This window comes from Demequina iriomotensis, from assembly GCF_000971395.1.
GTDB lineage: Bacteria > Actinomycetota > Actinomycetes > Actinomycetales > Demequinaceae > Demequina > Demequina iriomotensis.
Genome location: NZ_BBME01000011.1, coordinates 23,370 through 46,700, shown reverse-complemented (window position 1 = coordinate 46,700; position 23,331 = coordinate 23,370). Strand labels below are relative to the sequence as shown.

At 69.9% G+C, this 23,331-nt stretch carries 17 protein-coding genes; 5 read left to right on the top strand and 12 right to left on the bottom strand.

The annotated features are described in order from the left end of the window. Positions 1-15: 15 nt before the first annotated feature. Positions 16-219, bottom strand: coding sequence for a cold-shock protein (locus AOM09_RS05410; protein WP_062385387.1), 204 nt, complete (start codon positions 217-219; stop codon positions 16-18). Between the two features lie 316 nt (positions 220-535). Then, positions 536-1,372, bottom strand: a complete 837-nt coding sequence (locus AOM09_RS05405) for a helix-turn-helix transcriptional regulator (protein WP_062385385.1) — start codon at positions 1,370-1,372, stop codon at positions 536-538. A 122-nt stretch (positions 1,373-1,494) separates the two neighbouring features. Here AOM09_RS05405 and AOM09_RS05400 point away from each other — a divergent pair, with 122 nt between their 5' ends. Then, entirely contained in the window at positions 1,495-2,277 is a 783-nt protein-coding gene (locus tag AOM09_RS05400) for an SDR family NAD(P)-dependent oxidoreductase (RefSeq protein WP_062385383.1), read from the top strand. A 52-nt stretch (positions 2,278-2,329) separates the two neighbouring features. Here the strand turns inward: AOM09_RS05400 and dinB are convergent, their stop codons facing one another. The 3 genes from dinB to AOM09_RS15340 all read right to left on the bottom strand — a co-directional run bounded on the left by dinB (position 2,330) and on the right by AOM09_RS15340 (position 4,686). Next, positions 2,330-3,538: a DNA polymerase IV gene (gene dinB / locus AOM09_RS05395; protein WP_062385381.1), complete on the bottom strand. Its 1,209-nt coding sequence runs from the start codon at positions 3,536-3,538 to the stop codon at positions 2,330-2,332. 176 nt (positions 3,539-3,714) lie between these two features. Further along, on the bottom strand, positions 3,715-4,308 hold the full coding sequence (locus tag AOM09_RS05390) for a GDSL-type esterase/lipase family protein (RefSeq protein ID WP_062385379.1): 594 nt from the start codon (positions 4,306-4,308) through the stop codon (positions 3,715-3,717). 18 nt (positions 4,309-4,326) lie between these two features. Further along, entirely contained in the window at positions 4,327-4,686 is a 360-nt protein-coding gene (locus tag AOM09_RS15340) for an ACT domain-containing protein (RefSeq protein ID WP_062385376.1), read from the bottom strand. Positions 4,687-5,406: 720 nt separating this feature from the next. Between AOM09_RS15340 and AOM09_RS05380 the strand changes: the two genes are divergently transcribed. The 3 genes from AOM09_RS05380 to AOM09_RS05370 all read left to right on the top strand — a co-directional run bounded on the left by AOM09_RS05380 (position 5,407) and on the right by AOM09_RS05370 (position 10,426). Next, complete coding sequence (locus AOM09_RS05380; RefSeq protein WP_062385374.1) at positions 5,407-6,723, top strand: MFS transporter; 1,317 nt, start codon at positions 5,407-5,409, stop codon at positions 6,721-6,723. A gap of 192 nt (positions 6,724-6,915) precedes the next feature. Continuing rightward, a complete protein-coding gene (locus AOM09_RS05375; RefSeq protein WP_062385371.1) occupies positions 6,916-9,573 on the top strand; it encodes a family 78 glycoside hydrolase catalytic domain in 2,658 nt (885 codons plus the stop codon). 7 nt (positions 9,574-9,580) lie between these two features. Then, entirely contained in the window at positions 9,581-10,426 is an 846-nt protein-coding gene (locus AOM09_RS05370; protein WP_082098876.1) for an SDR family NAD(P)-dependent oxidoreductase, read from the top strand. 108 nt (positions 10,427-10,534) lie between these two features. On the opposite strand, the gene AOM09_RS05365 is transcribed toward AOM09_RS05370, so the two are convergent. Beyond that, positions 10,535-12,775 (bottom strand): glycoside hydrolase family 2 protein, encoded by a 2,241-nt coding sequence (locus tag AOM09_RS05365; RefSeq protein ID WP_082098875.1) that lies wholly within the window; start codon positions 12,773-12,775, stop codon positions 10,535-10,537. 138 nt (positions 12,776-12,913) lie between these two features. Between AOM09_RS05365 and AOM09_RS05360 the strand changes: the two genes are divergently transcribed. Then, the gene (locus AOM09_RS05360) at positions 12,914-14,131 is read left to right on the top strand and encodes a helix-turn-helix domain-containing protein (protein ID WP_062385366.1); all 1,218 of its coding nucleotides are present in this window, start codon (positions 12,914-12,916) and stop codon (positions 14,129-14,131) included. A gap of 42 nt (positions 14,132-14,173) precedes the next feature. On the opposite strand, the gene AOM09_RS05355 is transcribed toward AOM09_RS05360, so the two are convergent. The 6 genes from AOM09_RS05355 to AOM09_RS05330 form a co-directional block, all read right to left on the bottom strand. Beyond that, positions 14,174-15,955, bottom strand: coding sequence for a family 43 glycosylhydrolase (locus AOM09_RS05355; protein WP_062385363.1), 1,782 nt, complete (start codon positions 15,953-15,955; stop codon positions 14,174-14,176). Positions 15,956-15,969: 14 nt separating this feature from the next. Continuing rightward, entirely contained in the window at positions 15,970-17,001 is a 1,032-nt protein-coding gene (locus tag AOM09_RS05350) for a Gfo/Idh/MocA family protein (protein WP_156162251.1), read from the bottom strand. Beyond that, positions 16,941-18,752, bottom strand: a complete 1,812-nt coding sequence (uidA, locus tag AOM09_RS05345) for a beta-glucuronidase (RefSeq protein ID WP_062385356.1) — start codon at positions 18,750-18,752, stop codon at positions 16,941-16,943. Before uidA ends, AOM09_RS05350 begins: the two co-directional genes overlap by 61 nt. A 122-nt stretch (positions 18,753-18,874) precedes the next feature. After that, positions 18,875-21,118, bottom strand: coding sequence for a glycoside hydrolase family 3 C-terminal domain-containing protein (locus AOM09_RS05340; RefSeq protein ID WP_062385354.1), 2,244 nt, complete (start codon positions 21,116-21,118; stop codon positions 18,875-18,877). 34 nt (positions 21,119-21,152) lie between these two features. Further along, positions 21,153-21,965 (bottom strand): SDR family NAD(P)-dependent oxidoreductase, encoded by an 813-nt coding sequence (locus tag AOM09_RS05335; protein WP_062385352.1) that lies wholly within the window; start codon positions 21,963-21,965, stop codon positions 21,153-21,155. A 94-nt stretch (positions 21,966-22,059) separates the two neighbouring features. After that, on the bottom strand, positions 22,060-23,280 hold the full coding sequence (locus tag AOM09_RS05330; RefSeq protein ID WP_174452914.1) for a glycoside hydrolase family 1 protein: 1,221 nt from the start codon (positions 23,278-23,280) through the stop codon (positions 22,060-22,062). Between the last annotated feature and the right edge of the window lie 51 nt (positions 23,281-23,331).

Here is a 23,331-nt window from a genome sequence, read left to right as displayed (position 1 = left end):
GTCAGCGAGTAAGGGTTACAGCGGGCGGATGTTGGCCGCCTGCATGCCCTTCTGACCCTGCTCGGGGTCGAACTCGACGCGCTGGTTCTCCTCGAGCGTGCGGTAGCCCGAGGAGTTGATCGCGCTGAAGTGCGCGAAGACGTCGGCCGAGCCGTCGTCGGGAGCGATGAAGCCGAAGCCCTTCTCGGCGTTGAACCACTTGACGGTGCCAGTAGCCATGTTGCTGTCCTTCTGTGTTGCTGACCGCGAGGCGGTCGATCTTGCGTCGCCGGCGGCGCCGACGTGCGTGGTTTCCCGACGGCCGAGGCCGACGGAAGCTTGTGGTGGATCCGGTCCTCCCTGTCAGCGCGGTGACGCTGGTGCGGAGGGACTCGTGATCCCGGCGGAGATGTACACGCCTGGGCGTTAGCGGTGCTCGGAATCCGGGTCCGCCGGACTCGACGAGCATGCGAGCGGCTGCTCGCGATTCATCAGTGTACGGCATGGCGCGAAAATCGCACCTGTGGCGCGCCCGCGTTCGCGTCGACGTCAGCGGCTACGCCATTGCCTGCGCCCCGACCACCTGCAGAAGCGCGAGCCGCTCGAGGCTGTCCGAGCCCTCGCGTGCGGTGAACCACAGCAGATGCTGCGATCCGTCGTCGGTGTAGAGGTTGTGGCACAGCAGGTCCAGCGACCCGACCACCGGGTGCAGGAACGTCTTCGCGTCGACGCGCCGCAGCTTGACGGCCCGCGCCTCCCACAGCTGCGCGAACTCCTCCGACGCGTCGGTGCATCGTGCGACCAGCTCGGCGAGCCGTGCCTCGTCGGCGCGTCGGCGGCCCGCCGCCATGCGTAGGTCCGCCACCAGGGACTCCGAGAGCCGATCGTGATCGGGCCCGGGGTGCACGCCACGGCTCTCGGGCTCGACGAACCACCGGTAGACCTGGCTCGAGCGGGGCCACGGGAGCCCCTGCCGCTCGCCGAGCAAGGCCCGTGCCAGCCCGTTCGCCGCAAGCGTCTCCGCGAGGTCCGAGATGATCAGCGCCGGCGTGTCGTCGAGGCGGCCCAGCAGCGCGAGCATGGCCGGCTCGACGTGGGTGTCGCCACCGCGCGCGGGGACCGGCCGACCCGCAAGGCGGTAGAGGTGGTCGCGCTCGTCGGAGGTCAGGCGCAGCGCCCGCGCGAGCGCGCCCAGCATCTGAGCCGAGGGCTGCACCTTCGACCCCTGCTCGAGCTCGGTGTAGTACTCGACCGAGGCGCCCGCGAGCACCGCGACCTCGTCGCGCCGGAGCCCGGGAACGCGGCGGCGGGGACCGGGGACGATGCCCACCTCGGCGGGCGTGATCCGGTCGCGGCGGGAGCGCAGGAAGGCGCCGAGCTCGGGGAGGTCCATCGCCCCAGTATCCGCGCCGGGCCGATCCCAAGGGTAGGGACGCCGCCCCCAGGGTGAGCGTCCCCTTCTCCCCCTGTGCCGCGGCGCCGAGGCTGGTGCCGCAACGACCCGAAGGAGACCCCATGAACAACGCAGCACCCGCACCCCTCGCCCTCGTCACGGGCGCCAACCGTGGCATCGGCCGCGCCACCGCCGAGGAGCTCGCGCGCCGCGGGCACGATGTGGTGCTCACCTACCGCGGCCACGCTGACGAGGCCGCGCATGCGGTCGCGGCCATCGAGGCGCTCGGGCGGCGCGCCGCGGCCTTGAGGCTAGACATCGCCGACCCCGCGGACGTCGAGCGGTTCGTCGGCGAGCTCCGCACCACGCTGCGCTCGACGTGGGGCCGCGACGCGGTCGACGTCCTGGTGAACAACGCCGGCGCGGGCGCCGACACGCGCCTCGGCGCGACCACGGCCGAGGTCCTGGACACGCTCTACGCGACCCATGTGCGCGGCATTTACCTGCTCACGCAGGCCCTGGCGACCCCGACGGACGGCGTGGCCCTGCTCGCGGACGGCGGGAGCATCGTGAACCTGGGCACGGGCCTCACGCGGTTCGTGCACATCGGCCGCGACGCGTACGCCGCGATGAAGGGTGCCGTCGGCGTGCTCACCGGCTACTGGGCCCAGGAGCTCGGTCCGCGCGGGATCCGCGTCAACACCGTCGCACCCGGGCCGGTCGAGACGCATTTCTCGGGATGGGTAGGGAACGATGCGGTGCGCCAGGTGTTCGCCGACGGCACCGCGCTCGGCCGCTCCGCGGTGGCCACGGACATCGCGGGCGTGATCGCGTCGGTGGCCGATCCCGCGTCGGCGTGGGTCACCGCGCAGCGCATCGAGGCCTCGGGCGGGTACCGGTTGTAGCGGCGCGGCCCGCGCGTGGGGCGACGGCCCTGCCCGCGGGCCCTGCATGCGTCTACTCGTGCTCAGGCAGCCGCGGCGCCGACACACCAGGGTCGCGACCGATGAGAGCGGCGCGAGTGACGGCGGCGGAGCCGAAGCGATCGCGGACCGCGTCGAGGGCTGTGTCAAGCGCGCTGTCGATGCGCGCCCCGTCGTTCCAGTCGATCGGCAGCTCGGGCTGAACCGTGCCGGAGCTGGTCAGCTGCGCGAGAGAGACGCCGATGAGGGTGATGCCCCGGTCGGAGATGTCGGGACCCGCCGCAGCGAGCAGGCGCTGGGCGACGCCGAGCAGCACCTCGGTGCGATCGGTAGGCGTGGCGACCGTGCGCGACCGGGTCGCCTTCGTGAAGTCGCCGTAGCGAAGCCTCAGGACCACGGTGGCGCACGACGATCCGCGATCGCGCAGGCGCTTCGCGAGGCCGTCGACGATCTGGGTGAGGATCAGCCCGAGCTCACCGTCGGTGTACGACCGGTTGCCGAGCGCGCGCTGCGAGCCGATGGATCCGTGGCGCTTGGTCGTTTCGACCGGCCGCGGGTCCCGGAGCCGGGCGAGCGCGTGCAGATGCGCACCGGCCGCCCTCCCGAGCCATCGCTCGGCGGTCGCCGCTTCGAGCTCGGCCAGCTGCCCGACCGTGTAGACGCCGTTGCTGTGCAGCTTCTCCGCGGTCACCGCGCCCACACCCCAGAGCCGTTCGACGGGGAGCGGATGAAGGAACGCCTCCTCGCGGTCCGGCTCCACCACAAGGAGCCCGTCGGGCTTGCTGACCGCGCTCGCCACCTTCGCGAGGAACTTCGTCCTCGCCACACCGACCGAGATCGGGAGCCCGGCTTCGGCACGCACGCGTTCCCGCAGGCGCACGGCGATCTCCTCGGGTGTCCCGGCAATCCGGCGAAGCCCTCCGACCTCGAGGAATGCCTCGTCGATCGAGACGCCCTCCACGTACGGAGTGGTGTCGTGGAAGATCGCGAACACCGCACGGCTCGCCGCCGAGTAGGCCTCCATCCGGGGAGGGACGACGATGGCGTCGGGACACAGCGCCCGCGCCCGCTGCACCCCCATCGCGGTGCGCACGCCCCGGGCCTTCGCCTCATAGCTCGCGGCCGCCACCACGCCACCGCCCACGATCACGGGCCGTCCCCGCAGTGCGGGCTCGTCGCGCTGCTCGACCGAGGCGTAGAACGCGTCGAGGTCGGCGTGGAGCACCGTCGCCTCGCCGCGCATCTCACACCTCCCGTCGGCACACGTTCGTCAAGGAATGGTCTCACCGGCGCCCGACAGCAGGGTCCTGCCCCAGAGTTGGCTGACGTCGATCAGCACTGAGTTGGACCCGCCTCGTCACTCGGGAAGTGCCGCCGCGCTGATCTCCCCCGTTCGATCGACCGAGGCACGAGCGCAAGTCACGACGTTGACCGAAGCCAGCGAAGGATGTCAGGTGCCACGATCCTTGCGAGCAGGTCGTATCCGTCGGCGCCCGGGTGATAGCCGTCGCTCCCGACGACCTCGTGCCGCCAGAGCTGCGAATCGCTCGTGCGAGCGAAGAGGCCGACGTAGGGCACACCCCTTCGGATCGCGGCTCCGTGGAGTGCAGCATCGAGCTGCGCCAGCCGTTGGTTCTGCAGCAGGTCGCCTACTGCGGGCGGACCTACAACGAGCAAAGGGACGCTGATCGATCCGCGGATGCGTTCGAGCGCAGCGACGGAATCAGCGAGCGTGGTGCGCCGCCGACCGTCGACTTCGACCGTGTCATTCGCGCCGAACGAGACCACCAACCGCGGATCGCCGGCAGCGTCCAGTCGTGGCGGTACCTCCGTGAGGATGCGCGCCGCGATCTCCGGTCCGGTCTGCCCCCGGACCCCGAGGTTGTAGGAGGTCGTCGGCAGGCCGGCCGAGACGGCCGCGGCAGCCACCCGCCCCACCCATCCCAGCGCAGTCGGGTCACCGACGCCTGCGACGTACGAATCGCCCACAAAGCAGACTCGCTGGTCCGTCATGACCGTGACCTCAGCCCACTACTGCCGATCGATCGCGTGACCGGCCCTCAACAGCGCGGCGACGGCGTCGGCGTGGCGGTCGCTTGGAATGAGCAGAACGTCGCCGTCGAAAGTCGACGCGACGAACACCGGGCAGGCGATGGCAGCGAGTGGGTCCACCAGTCCCGCGACAACTCCGGTCAACCCGAAGGGGATGGGACCCCCCGCGTACAGCGCCCTCCACGGGCCGTCGATCTCGACGTCCTTGGGCGCAGCGCCGACTTCGCAGAGTATCGAGATTTCCTGGTCGGTCCGCGTGACGGACATCAAGGCCGTCGATCTCAGCAGATCAGCGAGGACCGGGGTGACGTCGACTGCGGCATCGAACCGCGCGATCACGTACTCACCAGGGAGGGCACGGAGGGAGACTGTAGGAGAAGGCATGGAGAAAGCCGTTCGGACTACGCGGAAGGCGACCCATCGGCGCCACTGCAATCGCGTTGCCCGAAGGATAGCCACGCCGAACCGAGCGGCGCCACTCGGTGGCGAAGACTCGGAATTGACTGACCAGGGGGTACGCCCAGGTGCGGCATTCCCTAGTCCTTGGCTGATCTGCGTACAGTCCATCCTAGCCCGAACCATTCTCGCGATTCGCTGACCTACCAGTGACGATGCATGTTGGCACGCGTCGAACCCCGCCACGACGCAGTAGCGAGATCACGGCCGAGTCCAGCAGCCTCGAACCGCACGCTCCCGCAGTGATGACCCGCGCGAACCATGACAAGGGCGCAGGCAGCGGCGCGGCCTTCGAGCGCGTCGAGCTGGTCGACCTTGGACGCCCCGCCTGTGCTGGCTTCTTCGACATCAACGCGACACCATGCCGGATCGGGCGCCGGCGCGGTAGGCAGTCTCCTTGCTCGACCGGAGCGTCGCGGCGGTCAGAGTCAGTGCACCCCTGGGGAGCCCCGCATCCCACCATCCGTGCAGATGCGTACAGATTCCGGTCCGACGCGACAGCCGTTGGCAACCGATTGACAAGTCGCGCGACGGGGTGCTCCAATAGGCGCTCGAGCCATTACCCTGGCCACCGCAACGACGCACACGAACGACGAGGTTCACATGACTCAGATCGAGTCCCACTCCGCCAGCGAAGCGCTGGCGGCCGAGGCATCGGGCACCACCCTCCCGGCCCCCAACACCACCGCGCCCGGCGAGAAGCGCTGGTCGAAGTCCTATATGGCCCTGATGTTCGTCGCGCAGTTCGCGATCCCGGTCGCAACCATCGCGCCGGGCACGTTCTCGCTCGCGATCAAGGTCGAAGACATCAACCCCGCCGCGAAGAACTCGCTCCTCGCGATCGTGATGACAACCGCCGCGGTCGCACTCGTGTTCGTCAACCCGGTCGTCGGCATCCTCAGCGACACCACACGTTCGCGCATGGGCCGTCGCCGTCCGTGGATGCTCGGCGGGCTCATCGCCGGGCTCATCGGCTACACCATGATCGGCGTCAGCTCAAGCTTCCCCGTGGTCCTCCTCGGGTGGCTGATCGGCTACCTCGGCCTCGTGACCACCGGCTCGATGATCCTCACCCACATGGGCGACAAGCTGCCCGAGTCGCAGCGCGGCAAGGTCGCGGGCATCAACGGCGCAGTTGGCCAGGTCGCATCGATCGCGGGCATCGTGCTCGCGGGCGCCCTGGTGTCGGCACCAGTCCTCATGTTCGTCGCGCCCGCCGTGATCGCGTGCGTGGGCTCGCTCATCTTCATGGCTCGCATGGACGACCCGTCGACCGTCGACGAGCCTCGCGTCAAGGTGAGCATCAAGGGCGTGTTCGCGCACATGGTGTTCGACCCGCGACAGCACCGCGACTTCGCGTGGGCGTGGATCAGCAAGCTGCTCGTGTTCGTGGCGCTCTACATGATGTCCATCTACTCGGTGTACTTCCTGGGGTCGCGCCTCGGGCTCGACTCCGCGGCGGTGGCCGCACTGACCGCCACCGCGGGCGGTGCGAGCATGATGTTCGCGATGCTCGGCGCGATCGGGTCCGGCGTGATCTCGGACAAGATCGGCCGCCGCAAGCCGCTGGTCATCGCCAGCGGCGTGATCATGGCGGTCGCGCTGCTCGTCATCGGGCTCATGACGTCGAACCTCATGTACATCATCGGCTCGGTCGCCTTCGGCTTCGCGAGCGGCGTGTTCGGCGCGATCGACCAGGCGCTCATGCTCGACGTGCTCCCAGACCGCTCCGCCGCGGGTCGCTGGGTCGCGATCATGCAGCTCGCGAACGAGATCCCCAAGGCCATCGCGCCGGCCGCCGCGGCCGGCATCGTCCTGCTCGCAGGCGGCGGGGACAACTACCAGGCCGTGTACTTCGCGGCCGGCGCGATGGCGCTGATCGGCGGCCTCCTGGTCCTGCCGATCCGCAGCGTCCGCTGACTCTCCCCGCCCCCGGCGCGGGCCCCGCCGACCCGGTGAGGCCCGCGTCGTCCCATCTGGCAGCTATCCGCCTGACAACCGATTGCCAAATAGGCCGGCTGGCGATTACGCTCGCGTGATACCCGGCTCCCGACGCGTGCACCCCGCCGTCGGCACCTCCGCATCCTCGTCCCCACGACGAAAGGCAGCACGATGACCCTCGCCCCGACGCACCTTCAGGTCGATGCCGGAGGCGACGCGTTCCCGGTGACCTCCGCCGCACCACGCCTGTCGTGGCGCCCCGCGCCGCTCGACACCGTCACAGCGGGCTACGTGCTCGAGGCGCGCATCGACGGCGCCGCGCTCGCCCCCCAGGACGTCGACGGCCACGTTCTTGCCGTCGAATGGCCATGGGCACCTCTGGCGAGCCGTCGTGCCGTGGAGTGGCGCGTGCGCCCCGCCAGAACCGAGGACTGGAGCGAGTGGCACACCTTCGAGTCCGGCCTGCTCGACCACGACTGGATCGCCGACTGGATCGCCTCGCCGGTGCCCGCGGACGCGCCTCGCGGGGCGCTGCCCGCCCACGTCTTCCGCGCGACGTTCGACGTCACGACGCCGGTGACCCGAGCACGCCTCTACGCGACCGCGCTCGGCGTGTACGAGGCGTCGATCAACGGCGCACGCGTGGGCACCACGGAGCTCGCGCCGGGAACCTCGTCCTACGACCTCACGCTCTACGCCCAGGCCTACGACGTCACCGATGCCGTGGTCCAGGGCGGCAACGCCATCGCCATCACTCTGTCGTCCGGCTGGTACCTCGGGCAGGTGGGCGCCTTCCGGATCCCCGCAGAATGGGGCGACACCCCGGGCGTGCGCGCCGAACTCCACCTCGACCTCGCGGACGGGTCGACGCAGGTGGTGACGACCGGGGCGGACTGGACCTGCGCATCGTCCCCCGTCATCGCCGCGGACCTCATGAACGGTCAGCGCACCGACTTGACCCTCGACGCGGGCGATGCCAGTCCCGTGCTCGTCGGGGAGGTCGACGCTCCGGCGATCGTCTGGTCGCCCGCACCCGCGGTGCGGGTGGTGGAGACGCGGGCAGCAACCGACGCCGTTCGACTCGACGACGAGACCTGGGTGCTCGACTTCGGCCAGAACGCCTCGGGATGGGTGGCGCTCGCCGACCTCGGCCCCGTCGGCGCGGTCACGCGCATCGACTACGGCGAGTTCGCCGAAGCGGGCGGCGACCTCGTCATGTCGCACCTCGACTCGCACCGACCGGGCGAACCGACCCGGAGCTTCGTCCAGTGCGACGCCGTGGTGTCCGACGGCTCGGGCGCCGGATTCGAGCCGCGGCACACGGTGCATGGCTTCCAGTTTGCGCGTGTCCACCGCTTGGGCGGGCCGCTCGACCCGTCGACGGTGACGATGCGCGTCGTCCAGACCGACCTCGCCCGCACCGGCGCGTTCGAGTGCAGCGACGCGGATCTCAATCGCCTCCACGAGATCGCCGAATGGAGCTTCCGCGGCAACGCCGTTGACGTCCCCACCGACTGCCCCACACGCGAGCGTCTCGCATGGACGGGCGACTACCAGGTGTTCGCTCCCACCGCGACGCGCCTCTACGACGTCGACGGCTTCACCCGCAAGTGGCTGCGGGCCGTCCGCGACGACCAGCTTCCCGACGGGCGGATCGCGAACTTCTCCCCCGATGGGCGTCGCATCAAGGTCAAACTCGACGACCAGTTCGCGATGATGACCGGCTCCGCCGGCTGGGGCGACGCCGTGGTGCTAGTGCCCTGGGAGATGTACGAGGCCTACGGCGACGTGACAGTGCTCGCCGAGAACTGGGACGCGATGGTCCGATGGGTGGAGTGGGCGCTCGGCAACGCCAGCAGCGCGCGCCACCATTCGCGCATGCAGCGCTCCCCCGAGGCCGCGCCCCACGAGCAGTACCTGTGGGACGGCTCGTTCCACTGGGGCGAGTGGACGGAGCCGATGCCCCGCAAGGAGGACGGCAGCCGCGCGAACCCGATCCAGGACAACCCGATGCAGTGGTTCATGGCCGACAAGGGAGAGGTGGGCACCGCCTACCTCTACCTGTCCACCTCGACGCTTGCGCGGATCGCGGCGGTGCTGGGGCATGGCGACGATGCGCGGCGTTACGAGGACCTTGCCGGCAAGGTCCTCGCAGCGTGGCGCACGGAGTTCCTTACCGTGGACGGGCGCACGGTCGGGGACACGCAGGCCGGCTACGTCCGCGCCCTCTCGTTCGGGCTGATCCCCGACGAGCTCGTGGACGCGGCCGCCGACCGACTGGTCGAGCTGGTCCACGCCGCCGACGATCACCTCACCACGGGATTCCTCGCCACAGGGCGCCTCCTGCCTGTGCTCGCCGACACGGGACACGCGGACATCGCGCGCACATTGCTCTACCAGCGCACCGAGCCGTCGTGGCTCAACATGGTCGAGCGCGGCGGCACCACCATCTGGGAGGACTGGGACGGGATCGATCAGGACGGCGTGCCGCACGAGTCGCTCAACCACTACAGCAAGGGCGCCGTGGTGCGGTTCTTCCACACGCACGTGCTCGGACTGCGGCAGGAGAACGGGTCGGCGGGCTGGGAGAGTTACGTTGTCGCCCCGGTGCCCCTCGACGGGCTCGAATGGGCACGGGGACACCACGACACCCCTCGCGGCCGGATCTCGGTCGAGTGGCGCATCGTCGACAGCGAGCTCGAGGTGACCGTCGACGCCCCCGCGGCCGCGCACGGCAGCGTGGTCATGCCGGACGGAAGCGTCACCACCCTGGCTCCCGGCACCACCGTGGTGCGCGGAGCCGTCGGCGCGACCGCACCAGCGATCTGATCCGCGCATGGCTCGCAGCGACCAAGGAGCACCCGTGTCCCCTGCCACTCGCCCCGGTATCGGCCCGGTCCTCACGCCCGGCCGATGGGCGCTCATCACCGGTGCGAGCTCCGGCCTAGGCTCAGAGTTCGCCACACAGCTCGCTTCCCGAGGCCTCCACGTGGCCCTCGTCGCGCGTCGCGCGGGCCGGCTCGAGGAACTCGCCGCGCGCCTGCGCGCCGACCACAAGGTCGACGCGCACGTCGTGGTGGAGGACCTGAGCCGGCGCGACGCCGCTGCAGCGGTCCATGCAGCGGTGAAGGACGCGGGCATCGCCGTCGACGTCCTCATCAACAACGCCGGGCTTGGCACCTCCGGCGACGTGATCGACACCGACCCGGCGCGCATCGACGAGCTGCTACAGGTGAACGTCACCGCGTTGACCGGCCTGTCCCGGCTCTTCGCGGCGGACATGGTGGCCGCCGGTGCGGGCGCCATCGTGAACATCGCGAGTGTCGCGGCGGCGATCCCCGCGCCTCACATGGCGGTCTACTCGGCCAGCAAGGCATTCGTAGCGAGCTTCAGCCAGGCCCTGGCCGTGGAGCTGGAAGGCACCGGCGTGCGTGTCGTGACCGCCCTACCGGGCGCCACCGCCACCGAGTTCGCGGAAGCCGGCGGACGCATCCCGGGACCCGCATCGATGCATGCGCGTGCGGAGGATGTAGTCGCCAGCTTCCTCACGGCGGTCGACCAGCTGCGCACGCCGTTGGTCGCGACGCACGGCCGCGCCGACGCCGCGATGGCAGCGCTGCTCCCCAAGCTTCCGCGCCGGCCCGCGCTTCGGCTCATCGAACGGGCGATGCGAGCACGCTGAGCCCGCCGCTTCTCGCCGGACGCCTCCACCTCCGTGACAGCTGCGCGGTGGCGCGCCCACAGCCGCGAACGGATCGGCGCCCCGCCGCGCGGGGCGCCGATCCTCGTGCTACTTCGCGATGAGGTTGAGCTGCGCGTTGAGGGCCGCGACCTGCTCGATCGGGACTCCCCCGGCCTGCTGTAGGAGCTTCTCGACGCTCATGCGGTCGACGATGGCCTGCATCGCCGGCGGGATCTCGACCCCGCGTCCCACCTCGCCGCGGCTCGTCGACACCGCCTCCATGACGGACCCCAGCAGTCGCGCGCCCGCATCCGACCTCTTGATGTCGGCGAGCGTGTCGTGGATCGAGAAGAAGCCCTCGGGGGTGGGGAGCTCCGCGTTCTCGAACCAGTTGGAGATGGTGGTGGTCGGCATGACCTCCGCATCGGGGGCGTGCTCGACCTTGCGGACCGTGATCGAGTCGGCCAGATCGCCGGCGCGCGCCGTGACCTGGTGCTCCCCGCTCAGCGGCACAGTGAAGCGGAACACTCGCTCGCCCGTCACCGTGCCGACCTCGGCGCCGTCCACCGCCAGGGTCACAGTGGGCTGGTTCGAGTAGACGACCACCTCGGTGGTGGGCTCGGCGCGATCGGGGCGGCGGCGTCCGGCGACGTGCACGAACGGCTCCGTCGACCACGCGGCCTTGTAGACGTAGAACGCGTCCTTCTTCAGTGAGCGGTCGAAGGAAACCAGGCCCTTCTGGTTGCGCCCGGTGACGCCGCCCTCGTCGCGCCCCGCCGAGCCGAAGTCCGCAAGGTTCCACACGTGGGTGGCCCACAGCCACGGCCGCTGGTCGATCATCTCCACCATGTGCTCGTGATAGAGCGCCTGGTAGGTCTCCGTGTAGTCACCCTTGGCCGGGGTTGCCGACTGGTAGCGCGGGTTCGCGTCGGCGCCGTACTCGGACAGGCCGATCGGGGTGGCGGGGTTAGCCGCGTGGAAGTCGTCGAGCCACGTGTCGTTGTCGGGTGCCTCGCCCACGTACCAACCGAAGTACAGGTTGTACGACATGGCGTCGGGCAGCGTGACCAGGGGGTGGTCCGTCTCGAGCAAGAACAGGTTCGCCATGACGGTGGGTCGCGTCGCGTCCAGCTCGTGAGCCAGGTCGTTGAGGTCGCGATGGGCGGCCTGCACGTCCTCGCCGGCACCAGCCAGCGTGATCTCATTCGACAGGCCCCAGCAGACGATGCTCGCGTGGTGCCGGTTCTGGACGATCAGCTCGGTGAGCTGGGAGCGGGCGTTGTCGACCGCGCCCGGCAGGAAGACGGTGATCTGCGGGATCTCCGCCCACACCACCAGGCCGACCTCGTCACAAAGGTCGTAGAACCGCTGGTCGTGCTGGTAGTGCGCGAGGCGCACGGTGGTGGCACCGATCTCCTGGATCAGCGCCATGTCCTCCTGCTTCATCGCCTCGGTGAGGACGTTGCCGACACCCTGGAAGTCCTGGTGGCGGGACACTCCGCGCAGCGGGTACTCCTCGCCATTCAGGATGAATCCACGCTGGGCGTCGATGGCGAACTCGCGGCACCCGAATCGAAGGGCGACGGCGTCGACCACCTGGTCGCCGACGATCACCTCGGCACGAGCGGTGTAGAGGTGCGGGTCGCGGAGGCCGTGCCAGCGACGCACCTGGTCGATCGTGAGCGGCGCCTCTGCGACGCCGTCGACCACCGGCACCGTCACGTCCGACTCGCCGTCGATGGCGAACCTGACCACGGCGCCCTCAGGCGCCCCGACCACCGCGGCAGTCAGCGCCACGTCGGCGCGCTCACCCGCGAGCGCGGGCGTGACGGTGAGCCCGGGCCCGCCGTCGGCGAGAGCAAGGTGGGTCGCGGGGACGCCGATGAGGCGCACGTCGCGGTAGATCCCGCCGTAGAACGTGAAGTCCGCCTGCTGCGGATACACGGTCTCGTTGGCGGCGTTGTCGACCACCACGACCAGCGTCCCCTCGCCGTCCACGAGAGCGTCGGTGAGGTTCACCCGGAAGGTCGAGTACCCCCCGTCGTGCTGACGGAGCAGTTGCCCACCCATGGAGACCAGGGCGGTGGAGTTCACGCCCTCGAACTCGACCCAGGTCTCGGCGGACTCGACGTCGGCAACGATGCGGCGAGCGTAGGTCGAGCGGCCGCGACGGTACTCACCACCCGCCTGGCCGTCGACGGCGTTCCACGTGTGCGGGAGCGCCACCTCGGCGCCTGCAGCGGCAACCTGCTCCCACGTCGAGTCGAGCGGCAGTTCGGTGGGGGCGAACGCCCAGCCCTCGAGGATGAGGGTCTCTCGTCGGAGAGAACGGATCGGATCGATTGTCATGGCGGGCTCCTTTGGTGCAACGGGCCGACACGGCTCGGCATGTGTACACGGTAGGAGTTCCGGGAGGTGGCGTGATAGAACGTTTCGCACAGATATAGCACTGCGTGTGCATGGGAGAGAGAGGGGTCGATGGGAGCGATGGGAGCACCCGGTCAGGCCGTCGCAGCGGGCCGCGCCGAGGCCGTGCTCGAGGCGATCGGAGAGGTCCTCGGCTGCACCGCCACACTGAGCTCAGACCTCGACGCCAACCTCTCCGCGTTCGAGCGTGACCATTGCCTCGACCCTCGGATCCAGCCCGCCTTCACGGCGCGCTCCCTGCTGCAGATGGTCCAAGCGATGCCTGCCGAGGTGATCCACGAGATCGAAGAGCCGCTCGGCATGGCGGCCGCGGTGGCCCGATCGAAGGACCGCCTGCTGCTCATCGGGCCGTACACGCACCACGCTATGTATCCCGAGACTGTGCCCGAGCTGGTGAGGGCGCAGGCGTTGCCCCGTTCGCATGCGGAGCTGTACCGGCTCTACCGGACCAGGTATCCCATCGTCGACGCGGAGTACATCTACCGTGGTGCCGCCGCGGCGCTTCGTGCGACCGGCGGCAGGGACGCGCTCGGCGCGCTCCGACAGGTCTCCGCACTCGGCGGGAGCATCGCGCCAGGCTCCGACGACGCGCCTCAGTCCGCGACGTTCGACGTGATCGCGGAGCGGTACCGGCTGGAGCAGGCCTTCATGGACGCGGTCGCGGACGGGTCGACGTCTGAGGCGCTCGAGACTCTCGAGCGCTTGTCCACCATCCCCAGCACCATCACGTACCTCACGACGCCCTTCTTGGGCACGACGATCCTTCGGATCATGGCGCGCGTGGCGGCCCAGCGCGGCGGAGTGCCGGGTGTCACCATCGACGCGATCTCCCAGGAGTACGCCCAACGACTCCACCGCGTGGGGCACAGCGCCGATCCACGCCGGTCGGCCTCCTTCAACTCGCAGATGGTCTCGGCGTTCTGCCGGGCGGTGCGGCGTCATCGTCGGCTTGGATACCCGCCCACCGTGCGCCAGGCGCACGACGAGATAGAGCTCCACCTGAGCAGCCCGGTCTCCACTTCGGCGCTGGCGGCGAGCATCGGCGTCTCCGAGTCGACGCTGACGCGGCGATTCAAGGAGGCCACGGGGATGTCGGTGACGCAGTACGTTGCCGAGCGTCGGTGCAGCCGGGCCGCACGGCTGCTCGCCACGACGTCGCGGAGCGTGCGGGACATCGCCGCCTTCGTCGGATACGAGGACGCGAACTACTTCGTCAAGGTCTTCCGTAAGGCCTACGGGACCACGCCCACCGAGTATCGCGCGCGACGGGCCACGTAAGGCGCACCCATTCGCGCAAGACGTGCGCGAGCAGGTGAATCCTCAGGCGGATTCGCCGCCTTTGACCCGCACCGCCGCACCACGCGTCACGCCGCATGTATTGAAAGAGTCCACCGCCACCCAGGTCTCGACGCCAGCGTTGAGCGCCGGGATCTCCAAGCGGGTCGAGCCGTAGACCATCCAGCTGCGGTACAGCTTGTCCTGAGCGTTGCCGAACCGCACGTTGTAGCCCTGAGCATGGTCGACCGCGTCCCACTCGACACATGCCGTGCGCGCCTCGACCAGCGCGGCTCGGGGCCTGACGGCGGCGGGCCTCTCCCCTTCCCCTCGACCGAAGATACGGAACCCGCTCACGGCGAACCGTCCCCCGAACGGAACCTGCATCGAGGTCACGCGTACGTGGCGTAACGCCTGCAGAGCGTCGAGCACGATGAATGCATGCGGCCGATCCTCGCCGTCGCGTGCGCCGTCGTGAAGCTCGATCCATGTCACGCCGTCGACGGAACCCTCCACACGGACGAGCGCCGCGTCGTGAGCGGCGTGAATGCTGCGCCAGGTGTGCCCCATGTCCGCGCCCTCGGCCAGCTCAGGCGCCACGGACGCCAGGTCGTGGTCGGCAAGATTGACCTGGAATGCGGCGACGCTCATGACCTCGCCGAGGTCGACCGCCAGCCACTCACCCGGCTCGTCCGAACCGGAGACCCACCACGTGCGCGCGTCCTCGTCGGTCGCGAGCGCCGCATCGTGCCCGCTCAGGGTGGACGATGCGGTGGCGGGCGCGCCGTACGACAGGAGCATCCACGGAGGCTCGGTCACGGCACGGGGGTCGACCTTGCCTTGCGGCACCGCGGTCGGGTAATCGGCGAACTCCTGGCGGCAGAACAGGACGCCGTCCTCGTCGAATCCCGCAGGGAAGACCCCGACACGGCGCTCGAAGACGTCGTTGACACTGATCCGCATGGTCGCGGCATGCCACCAGTTGCCGTGCTCGTCTTCGAAGGTGCTGCCATGGCCCGCCCCGGTCATGAAACCGCCCGGCTTGTACGAGAACGGGCTGTGCTCCGAGTAGGTGAAGGGCCCCAGCGGGGACTCACCCACGAAGTAGCCGTCCGCGTAGGTGTTCCATTGGGTGCCGGGTCCGGCGTACTGGAGGTAGTACCGGCCATCATGCTTGGTCATCCACGCACCCTCGAGGTACGGACCTGACGCGGAGAATGCCGCGATCTTGCGTTCGAGCTCGGTGGTCGGCTCGGGCACCACATGGTTCTCTCCCGGGCGTTCCCACCCGCGGCGCGGCACATCGGCGTGGATCAGCTCGACAGGCTCACCCAGAGGCTCGAGCTCCGCGTCGAGCTCCACCCCGTAGATCGGGAGCACGGCGTCGCAGCCCCAGTAGAGGAACACGCGCCCGTCATCGTCCTGGAACACCGCGGGGTCCCAGAAGGCAAAGGCCCCGGGGCTGACCTCGGTGAAGTCGTCCGCAAGGGGGTTCTCGCTGCGGAAGAAGGGGCATGCCCGGTCCTTGCGCGAGGCGCTGATGAGCAGCGCCCCGTTGACCACCCGCACGTCGGGCGCATAGTCGTAGGCAGGCAGCCTGTCGGTCGCCTGGTATGTCCATTCGATCAGATCGTCGGAGTGCCAGAACCCGCGGGACATCGACACGAACATGAAGTAGCGGCCGCGATATCGCACCACCGAGGGATCCGCTGCCTCCCTGTGCACGCTCCGCCGAGCCGGGCCGAGTTGCATGCCCTGGACCATGCCGGAGAAGCGCGTCTCCTGATACCGGTACGCAAGGTCGAGCGGGTTGCAGAAATAGGTCATCAGTAGGGCTCCAGTCACGGTGTGGGGCGCGCTGCCGCGCCGAGAATGAGGTCGAGAGTCCGTGCGACCGCGATGGTCGCGGGGGCGTCGTGTGCAGGGTGTTGGCGCATCCCGGCGGAGAGCGCATCCTCCACGGAGCGGAGCATGGGGCCGTAGCCATTGCCCACGCGCGGGTGGCTCACGGGGCCCGGAGCTTGGAAGATGCGCTCCATCGAGCCCGCGTGCACCTTGGCGGAGGTGCCTGCCCAGAACATCGGGTCGATCGAGATCCAGCCGTGCTCGCCTGCGACGGCCGCGGAGAGGTCGAGAAACTCCATGCTGGACCAGGCGATCTGCGTGAAGCCTCGTTCGTGCTCAAGCGTCGCGTGGCCGCGGACATCGACCCCGTCGACGAATGTGGCCTGCGCATGAACGGCCGTCGGCTCTCCAAGGAACCAATGCCCAAGCGTCACCGCATAGATACCACGGTCCAGCAACGAGCTCCCTCCCTGCTCGGGTCGCTGCACGCGAGGCCGGGGGAAGAACGGCGTGCCGAAGCTCGCGCGCACGCCGGTCGGGGTGCCGATCTCACCGGACTCGATCCGCCCGCGGATGTCGACGTGAAGCGGGTTGAAGCGCATCCACATGGCCTCCATCGCGAAGCGGTCCGCACGGGCCGCTGCGTCGAAGATGTCCTCCACGTCGCGCGCCGAGGTGGCCATCGGCTTCTCGACCAGCACGTGCTTGCCGGCCTCCAGCGCCTCGATGGCGATGGCGCGGTGCGTGTGCGCTGGCGTCGCGATGTAGACGATGTCCACGTCCTCGCGCGCGAGCAGCGCCGCTCGATCGAACGTGCTCGTCTCGATGCCGTGTGCGGCAGCGAACTCCTTGGTACGCAGCTCGTCGCGGCCCCAGACAGCGGTGACCGCGGTACCGGGTGTCGCGCGCAGGTCGGTGAGAAGGCGTGCGGAGATGTCGCCCGTGCCAACGATGGCCCAGCGTGCCATCAGCGTCCGCCTTGCTCGGTCGTGCCGGTGCCGGGCTTGCGGCCCTCGAGCCCCGTCCACCGCGCGCGCAGGTCGAAGGCGACCGACTTGGGCCGCCGGTCGCGGGTGAAGACTCCCTTCTTGTTGCCGCCGACGCGGTGGATCGCGTTGGTCGTGGCGAAGTCCGCGAAGTTCCAGATCTGCTCGCCCACGAACTCGGGGAAGCGGTCGAAAACGCGATGGTTCATCGCGAGATAGTCGCGCTGATACTCCTCGGTCCACACCTGGGTGTGGACCGAGTGGAGTCCCTCCATCGTGTCCGCGCCGTACTCGGTCATCATGATCGGCTTGCCCGTGCGCTCGATCCAGCCCCTGATGTCCCCGGTCAGGTACGCCTCGGCTGTCGCCAGGTCGCCCGAGGCGACATACCAGCCGTAGTAGCGGTTCATGCAGACCACGTCGAAGAGGTCGATGATCTGGTCGTTCTGGAATGTGGCGAACATGACGAGCGCGTAGGACAGTGGGCGGGTCGGGTCCAGCTCGCGCGCCAGCTGCACCAGCGGCTCGAAGTACTCGCGAGCGCCGTCCTCGTTGGAGGCGGGCTCGTTCGCGATGCACCACATCACCACGGACGGGTGGTTGCGGTCGCGCGTGACGAGCTCCCGCAGGTGCTGCGCATGCGCGGCCTGGGTGGCGGCGTTGGCGTACTGCTCGGAGAATGTCGGGAACGGCGGTGTGCCCGACATGCCGCCCACGACCCCCATGTTCAGCCCCACCGCAGCGGTCTCGTCGATGACGACCACGCCGTGGCGATCGGCGAACTCGAGCACCTCCTCCGCGTAGGGGTAGTGCGACGTGCGGAACGAGTTCGCGCCGATCCACTCCATGAGTTGGAAGTCGTGGACCAGGTAGGCGTCGTCGTGCCCCTTGCCCCGCACGGGCGCGTCCTCGTGCTTGCCGAAGCCGGTGAAGTAGAAGGGCTCCCCGTTGATGAGGAACTGCGTGCCCCGCACCTCGACGGTGCGGACGCCCACCGGCAGCGAATACGCGTCCACCACCCTGTCTGCGTCGTGGAGCTCGACGGCCAGGTCGTACAGGTACGCGGCGCCCGGCTTCCAGAGCGTGACGTCAGGAACGGTGAGCACGCCCGACGCACCCGAGGACGACGCCACGACCGCGCCCTCCTCGTCGCGCAGGACCACTCGCACGGCGCCCTCGCCCTCCACGTCGACGGCATAGGTCACGCTGCCCACGGTGCCGTCGAAATCCGTGCTGACCACCACGTCCTCGATGCGCGACCGCGGCGTGGTGCACATCCACACCGAGCGCGCTAGCCCGGCGTAGTTGTAGAAGTCGTGGAAGTAGGTCTGCACCCGCTTCCCCGTCATGCCCACCTCGATCTTGCCGGGCGGGATGGTCTCGTTGGTGAGGTCGCCCGACACGCCGATCGTGAGCCGGAACGCAGTGCCCGCCGAGACGTGCTCGGTGATGTCGACCGCGAACGGCGTGTAGCCGCCCACGTGCTCCCCCACCAGCGCATCGTCCACGTAAACGCGCGCCGCGTGGGTCGCGGCGTCGAACCGCAGCAGGATCCGTTCCTCCGACCAACCACGCGGCACCTGAACCCGCCGCTGGTAATAGACCCAGCCCACGTGGCTGCGTATCTCGTCGTCGACGAAGAGGTCGTTGTAGCTCGCCGGGACCGCCGCCTCCAGCGGGGTCCGCAACGCGCCGCGCCACGGTTCGTCGCCGAGGCGCGAGTCGATACCGAAGAGCCAGGTGCCATCGAGGTTGACCAGCTCGCGGGTGGGGGTCATCTTGGGCTTCAGCATGTCAAGCCTTCCTGAGCTCGTCGGCCGCGGTGCGCCGACGTCGATCGATCGGTGGTGCGGCTCCCCTGCCGGGTCGCCTATCGGGGACGATGCGGTTGACGCCTCTTGGCGCGGAACGCCGGCTACCGCGCCCCGACCGTGAGACCGGCGAGGATGCGCTCGACCTCGGCCTTGCCGTCACGGCCGGCGAGCTGGAACAGGCGGGAAAGCGAGAGCTGCTCGACCATGCGCAGACCGGGCCCCTCCGACAGCCCCGCGCCGCCCGAGTTCGCAGCCATCGCGCCCAGGATCCCTTGGACCACGACGCCGCCCTGCGGGTGGGCGAGCCATTCGGTGATGGTCGAGTCCACGGTGAGCGAAGCGAGCGACGCGGGCAGGTCGAGCGCGATCGAGCGTTCGGCCCGGATGTCCCTGCTTGACATCCCGACCCGGACCACGAACTCGCCAGCCTCGGCGAGCCAGCCATGGCGGGACCAGAACTGGAAGGCCCGCTCGTCGAGCTCGAAGGTGAGACGTCGCGACTCCCCCGCGGCGAGCGTGACCTTCGCGAAGCCCTTGAGCTCCGATGCGGGCCGGTCGAGCGTCGCCACGGGGTCCGAGACGTAGAGCTGCACCACCGTGGAGCCTGGCCGGTCGCCGGTGTTGGTCACGGTCACGCGCACGGTCGCGCGCGTTGCGGTCGGGTCGGGGACCTCGACCTCCAGGCCGTCAAGCTCGAAAATCGTGTAGGACAGCCCATGCCCGAAGGGCGCGAGCACGGCACGCTCGACGGTGTCGTACCAGCGGTAGCCCACGTAGACGCGCTCGCCGTAGAGCACGCCGTCGCGGTCGCCCGGGAAGTTGAGGAACGCCGGGGTGTCCTCGAGCCGCAGCGGCAGGGTCTCGGCGAGCCGCCCTCCGGGCTCTGCCACGCCGAGCAGCAGATCGGCGGCGGCACCGCCGGAGGCCTGTCCACCGAGCCACATCTCCACGACGGCGTCGGCGTGCTGGATCACAGGGCCGAGCGCAAGGGCGCCGCCGTTGCTGAGCACCACGATCACCGTGTCGCAGTCCGCCGCGACGCGCTCGAGCAGCGCCAGCTGCGCCGGCGGCAGGTCCAGGTGCGCCCGGTCGAAGCCCTCGGACTCGTCCTCCTCCGGTAGGCCCAGGAACAGTACGGTGGCGTCGGCCCGAGCGGCGAGCGCGACTGCCTCGTCCGCGAGCGCTTCCCCGTCGGCGGCATCGTGAGAGAAACCTGCCGCGTGCTCGACCGGTCGGGCGGTGAGGCGGCGGATCTCGTCCAGGGCGACGTCGACGCGGGTCGGGTTGACATGGGAGCTGCCGCCACCTTGGAACCGGGGCGCGGTCGCGAACCCACCGATCACGGCGATAAGCCCGCCGTCGATCGGGTCGAGCGGCAGCGCGCCGTCCCGGTTCGACAGCAGCACCGCGCCTGCCGCCGCGGCGCGTCGCGCGAGCGCGTGGTGGGCGTCAAGGTCGGGCACCTCGGCCTCGCCGCATTGCGTGTCGAGCCGATCGTGCGTTGCCAGGATGCGTGCGACGGCGCGGTCGACGACGGCTTCGTCGAGCTCGCCTGCCTGGACCGCCGCGACGATGGCTGCGGGGCTTGCCTCCCCGGTCGACGGCATCTCCAGGTCCAGGCCAGCGCGCAGTGCCGCGACGGGATCATGGACTGCGCCCCAGTCGGACACCACGTAGCCGTCGAAGCCCCACTCGTCACGCAGCACCTCGCTGAGCAGCCAGTGGTGCTCGGAGGCGAAGGTTCCGTTGACCTTGTTGTAGGAGCACATCACGGTCGCGGGCGCGGCCTCGGTGACGGCGCGCTCGAACGCCGGAAGGTAGATCTCGCGGAGCGTGCGTTCGTCCACCTCGGCGCTCACGCGCAGGCGCTCGGTCTCCTGGTTGTTCGCGGCGTAGTGCTTGAGCGACGCACCGACACCCTGCGACTGGACGCCCCGGACCCACGAGGCACCGAGGACGCCGGCGTGGAACGGGTCCTCGCTCAGGTACTCGAAGTTGCGCCCGCATAGCGGCGAGCGCTTGATGTTGATACCCGGGCCGAGGAGCACGTCGACGCCGAGCGCCCGCGCCTCGCGGCCGAGCGCGACGCCCACCTCCTCGACCAGGTCGGGGTCCCAGGTCGACCCGAGCGCCGCACCGGTCGGGAACGCGGTGGCGGGAGCGCTGGCGTAGATGCCGAGGTGGTCCTGCGACGCGTCCTGGAGCCGCACGCCGTGCGGGCCGTCCGCGAGCGTGCGTGTCGGCACGTCGGCCTCGGGGATCGCGCGCGTGTGCCACAGGTCGGCACCCGACAGCAGCGCGGCCTTCTGCTCGAGCGTGAGCGGGGCGGGTGCGGGGTGCGTCATGCGGATCCTCCAGGTGCGATGGTCGTGCGGTCGCCTAGGCGTGCGCCCCGGCGTCGGCGAGCAGGGTGCTGCCGGTCATGAAGGCGGACATATCGCTGGCGCAGAACAGCACGATGCGCGCAACGTCGTCGGGAGTTCCCATGCGACCGGCGAGCGACTTCGGCTGAGGCATGTTCACGCCCGGCGCGGCCCCTCCGGACGCAGCCATCGCTGCCGCGATGTTGCCCTCGGTGGGGACGAAGGTGGGGGCGACGCCGAGCACACGGATGCCCTGCGGCGCGAGCTCGAGTGCGAGCTGACGGGTGAGCCCGCGCACCGCATGCTTCGAAGCCACGTACGCGCCGAGGCCCGGCGCGGTGCCCTCGAAGGCGGCGAGCGAGGCGATGTTGACGATGGCGCCGCCGCCCGCGCCCATGAGGCGTGCGGCAGCGCGCGACCCGTTGCGGACCCCGCGCACGTTGACGGCGAAAACCTGGTCCCATGCCTCGTCCGTCATGGTCGCGAGCAGGGCGGACGGGAACACGCCCGCGTTGTTGACCCAGATGTCCACGCGTCCGAGCTCGCTCGCGAGCTCTTCGGCGGCGCGGTCGACGTCCGCCGCGCTCGCCACGTCCATGGCGACGCCGAGCGCGCGCACCCGGTGCCGCTCCGCCACCTGCTCCGCTGCCGCCGCCGCGCGTGCCGCGTCGAGGTCGGCGATGACGACGGTCGCGCCCGCCTCCGCGAGCCGCTCGGCGATCGCACGTCCGAGGCCCTGGACACCGCCGGTGACCACTCCGACGCGCCCCGCCAAGGAGGTCAGCTCGGCGAGAGGGCGGGCGGAGACGTCGGGGAAGGATGCGGTCATGGCAGGGGCTCCTTGCTGCAGGTGGGACGACGGGCGCGCGGCGGGGCTGGGACGTGGGTCTGCCCCGCCGCGTGGTAGTGCTGGAAAGGCGCGGTCAGCCGAGGGCGTTGGCCTTCGCGACCGAGCCGAGCCAGCCGAGGCTCGGCTTGGGCGTGCGTGCAAACGTGTCGCGGTCCACCGAGATGAGGCCGAAGGTCGGCTCCCAGTGACCCCACTCGAAGTTGTCGAGCAGGCTCCAGTGCAGGTAGCCGCGCACATCGATGCCGTCCTCCATCGCGCCGTGGAGGCCCTCGAGCGCCTCGCGCGTGTACTGGACGCGCTGCTCGTCCCGCGTGGTCGCGATCCCGTTCTCGGTGATCATGATCGGTGTGTGCTCGCTGACCTCCCATGCGTGGCGCACGGCCATCGCGAGCGAGTCCGGACGGTACGACGTGCCGACGAGGGTGTTGTCAGTGTGCGGCGGGTGCGGGACGAGGCCGTTCGCATCGACCTCCTGGCTGGAGTACGCCTGGACGCCGACGAAGTCGTCGCCGCGGCTGCCCTCCCAGTACACGTCCTCCTTGCCGTAGCGGATCTGCCGGAGCTTCTCCTCGCCGCCGGGAGCCGCGGTGAGCGCACCGGCCGCGATGGTCCATCCGACCTTGGCACCGGTGCGTGCGCGCACGATGCCACGGGCGGCGTGGTGGATGCGCGTGAACAGCCGGCCGATCTCGGGGTCGGCGTAGGTGAGGAAGTCGCTGTGCGACTGCTTCTTCTCCTGGTCGCCGTCCGCCTCGACCGTGGGGCTGGTCCACTCGCCTCCCCCGGCACCGAGGTGGCGCATCATCGTCATGATGGCCGCCTGCATGTTGGGCTCGTTCATGGTGACCACCCACTCGACACCGTCGAGGATCGTGCACGCCTGCTCGACGTACGCGCCGAAAAGCTCGAGCGCCTCGGGCCCGTCCCAGCCACCGAGCGCCGCGAACCACTGCGGAGTGGTGAAGTGCTGCAGGGTGACCACCGGGGTCACGCCGAGCTCGAGGCAGAAGTCGATCATACGGCGGTAGTGCGCGAGCTCCGCCTTCGAGAAGTGTCCGCGCACCGGCTCGATACGCGACCACTCGAGGCTGAAGCGGTAAGAGGTGAGTCCTGCGTCGGCGAGCAGCTGGATGTCCTCGCGGTAGCGGTGGTAGCTGTCGACTGCGTCGCCGGACAGGTCCATGCCCGGCATCATCTGCTCACGGGCCCACCAGTCGCTGTTGACGTTGTTGCCTTCGATCTGGTGGCCGGCGGTCGCGGCGCCCCAGAGGAAACCGTCGGGGAACTGGATCATGCTCAGGTCCTACTCTCTCGATGCCGCGCGATGCGGCGGTGGTCGGGGTGT

Bases quoted from the DNA above. Each gene is read 5' to 3' on its own strand.
- AOM09_RS05340 (WP_062385354.1), bottom strand. From the start codon at position 21,118: ATGACGCACCCCGCACCCGCCCCGCTCACGCTCGAGCAGAAGGCCGCG.
- AOM09_RS05405 (WP_062385385.1), bottom strand. From the start codon at position 1,372: ATGGACCTCCCCGAGCTCGGCGCCTTCCTGCGCTCCCGCCGCGACCGG.
- dinB (WP_062385381.1), bottom strand. From the start codon at position 3,538: ATGCGCGGCGAGGCGACGGTGCTCCACGCCGACCTCGACGCGTTCTAC.
- AOM09_RS05355 (WP_062385363.1), bottom strand. From the start codon at position 15,955: ATGACCTATTTCTGCAACCCGCTCGACCTTGCGTACCGGTATCAGGAG.
- AOM09_RS05360 (WP_062385366.1), top strand. From the start codon at position 12,914: ATGGGAGCACCCGGTCAGGCCGTCGCAGCGGGCCGCGCCGAGGCCGTG.
- AOM09_RS05380 (WP_062385374.1), top strand. From the start codon at position 5,407: ATGACTCAGATCGAGTCCCACTCCGCCAGCGAAGCGCTGGCGGCCGAG.
- AOM09_RS05335 (WP_062385352.1), bottom strand. From the start codon at position 21,965: ATGACCGCATCCTTCCCCGACGTCTCCGCCCGCCCTCTCGCCGAGCTG.
- AOM09_RS05370 (WP_082098876.1), top strand. From the start codon at position 9,581: ATGGCTCGCAGCGACCAAGGAGCACCCGTGTCCCCTGCCACTCGCCCC.
- uidA (WP_062385356.1), bottom strand. From the start codon at position 18,752: ATGCTGAAGCCCAAGATGACCCCCACCCGCGAGCTGGTCAACCTCGAT.
- AOM09_RS05365 (WP_082098875.1), bottom strand. From the start codon at position 12,775: ATGACAATCGATCCGATCCGTTCTCTCCGACGAGAGACCCTCATCCTC.
- AOM09_RS05410 (WP_062385387.1), bottom strand. From the start codon at position 219: ATGGCTACTGGCACCGTCAAGTGGTTCAACGCCGAGAAGGGCTTCGGC.
- AOM09_RS05330 (WP_174452914.1), bottom strand. From the start codon at position 23,280: ATGATCCAGTTCCCCGACGGTTTCCTCTGGGGCGCCGCGACCGCCGGC.
- AOM09_RS05400 (WP_062385383.1), top strand. From the start codon at position 1,495: ATGAACAACGCAGCACCCGCACCCCTCGCCCTCGTCACGGGCGCCAAC.
- AOM09_RS05375 (WP_062385371.1), top strand. From the start codon at position 6,916: ATGACCCTCGCCCCGACGCACCTTCAGGTCGATGCCGGAGGCGACGCG.
- AOM09_RS05390 (WP_062385379.1), bottom strand. From the start codon at position 4,308: ATGACGGACCAGCGAGTCTGCTTTGTGGGCGATTCGTACGTCGCAGGC.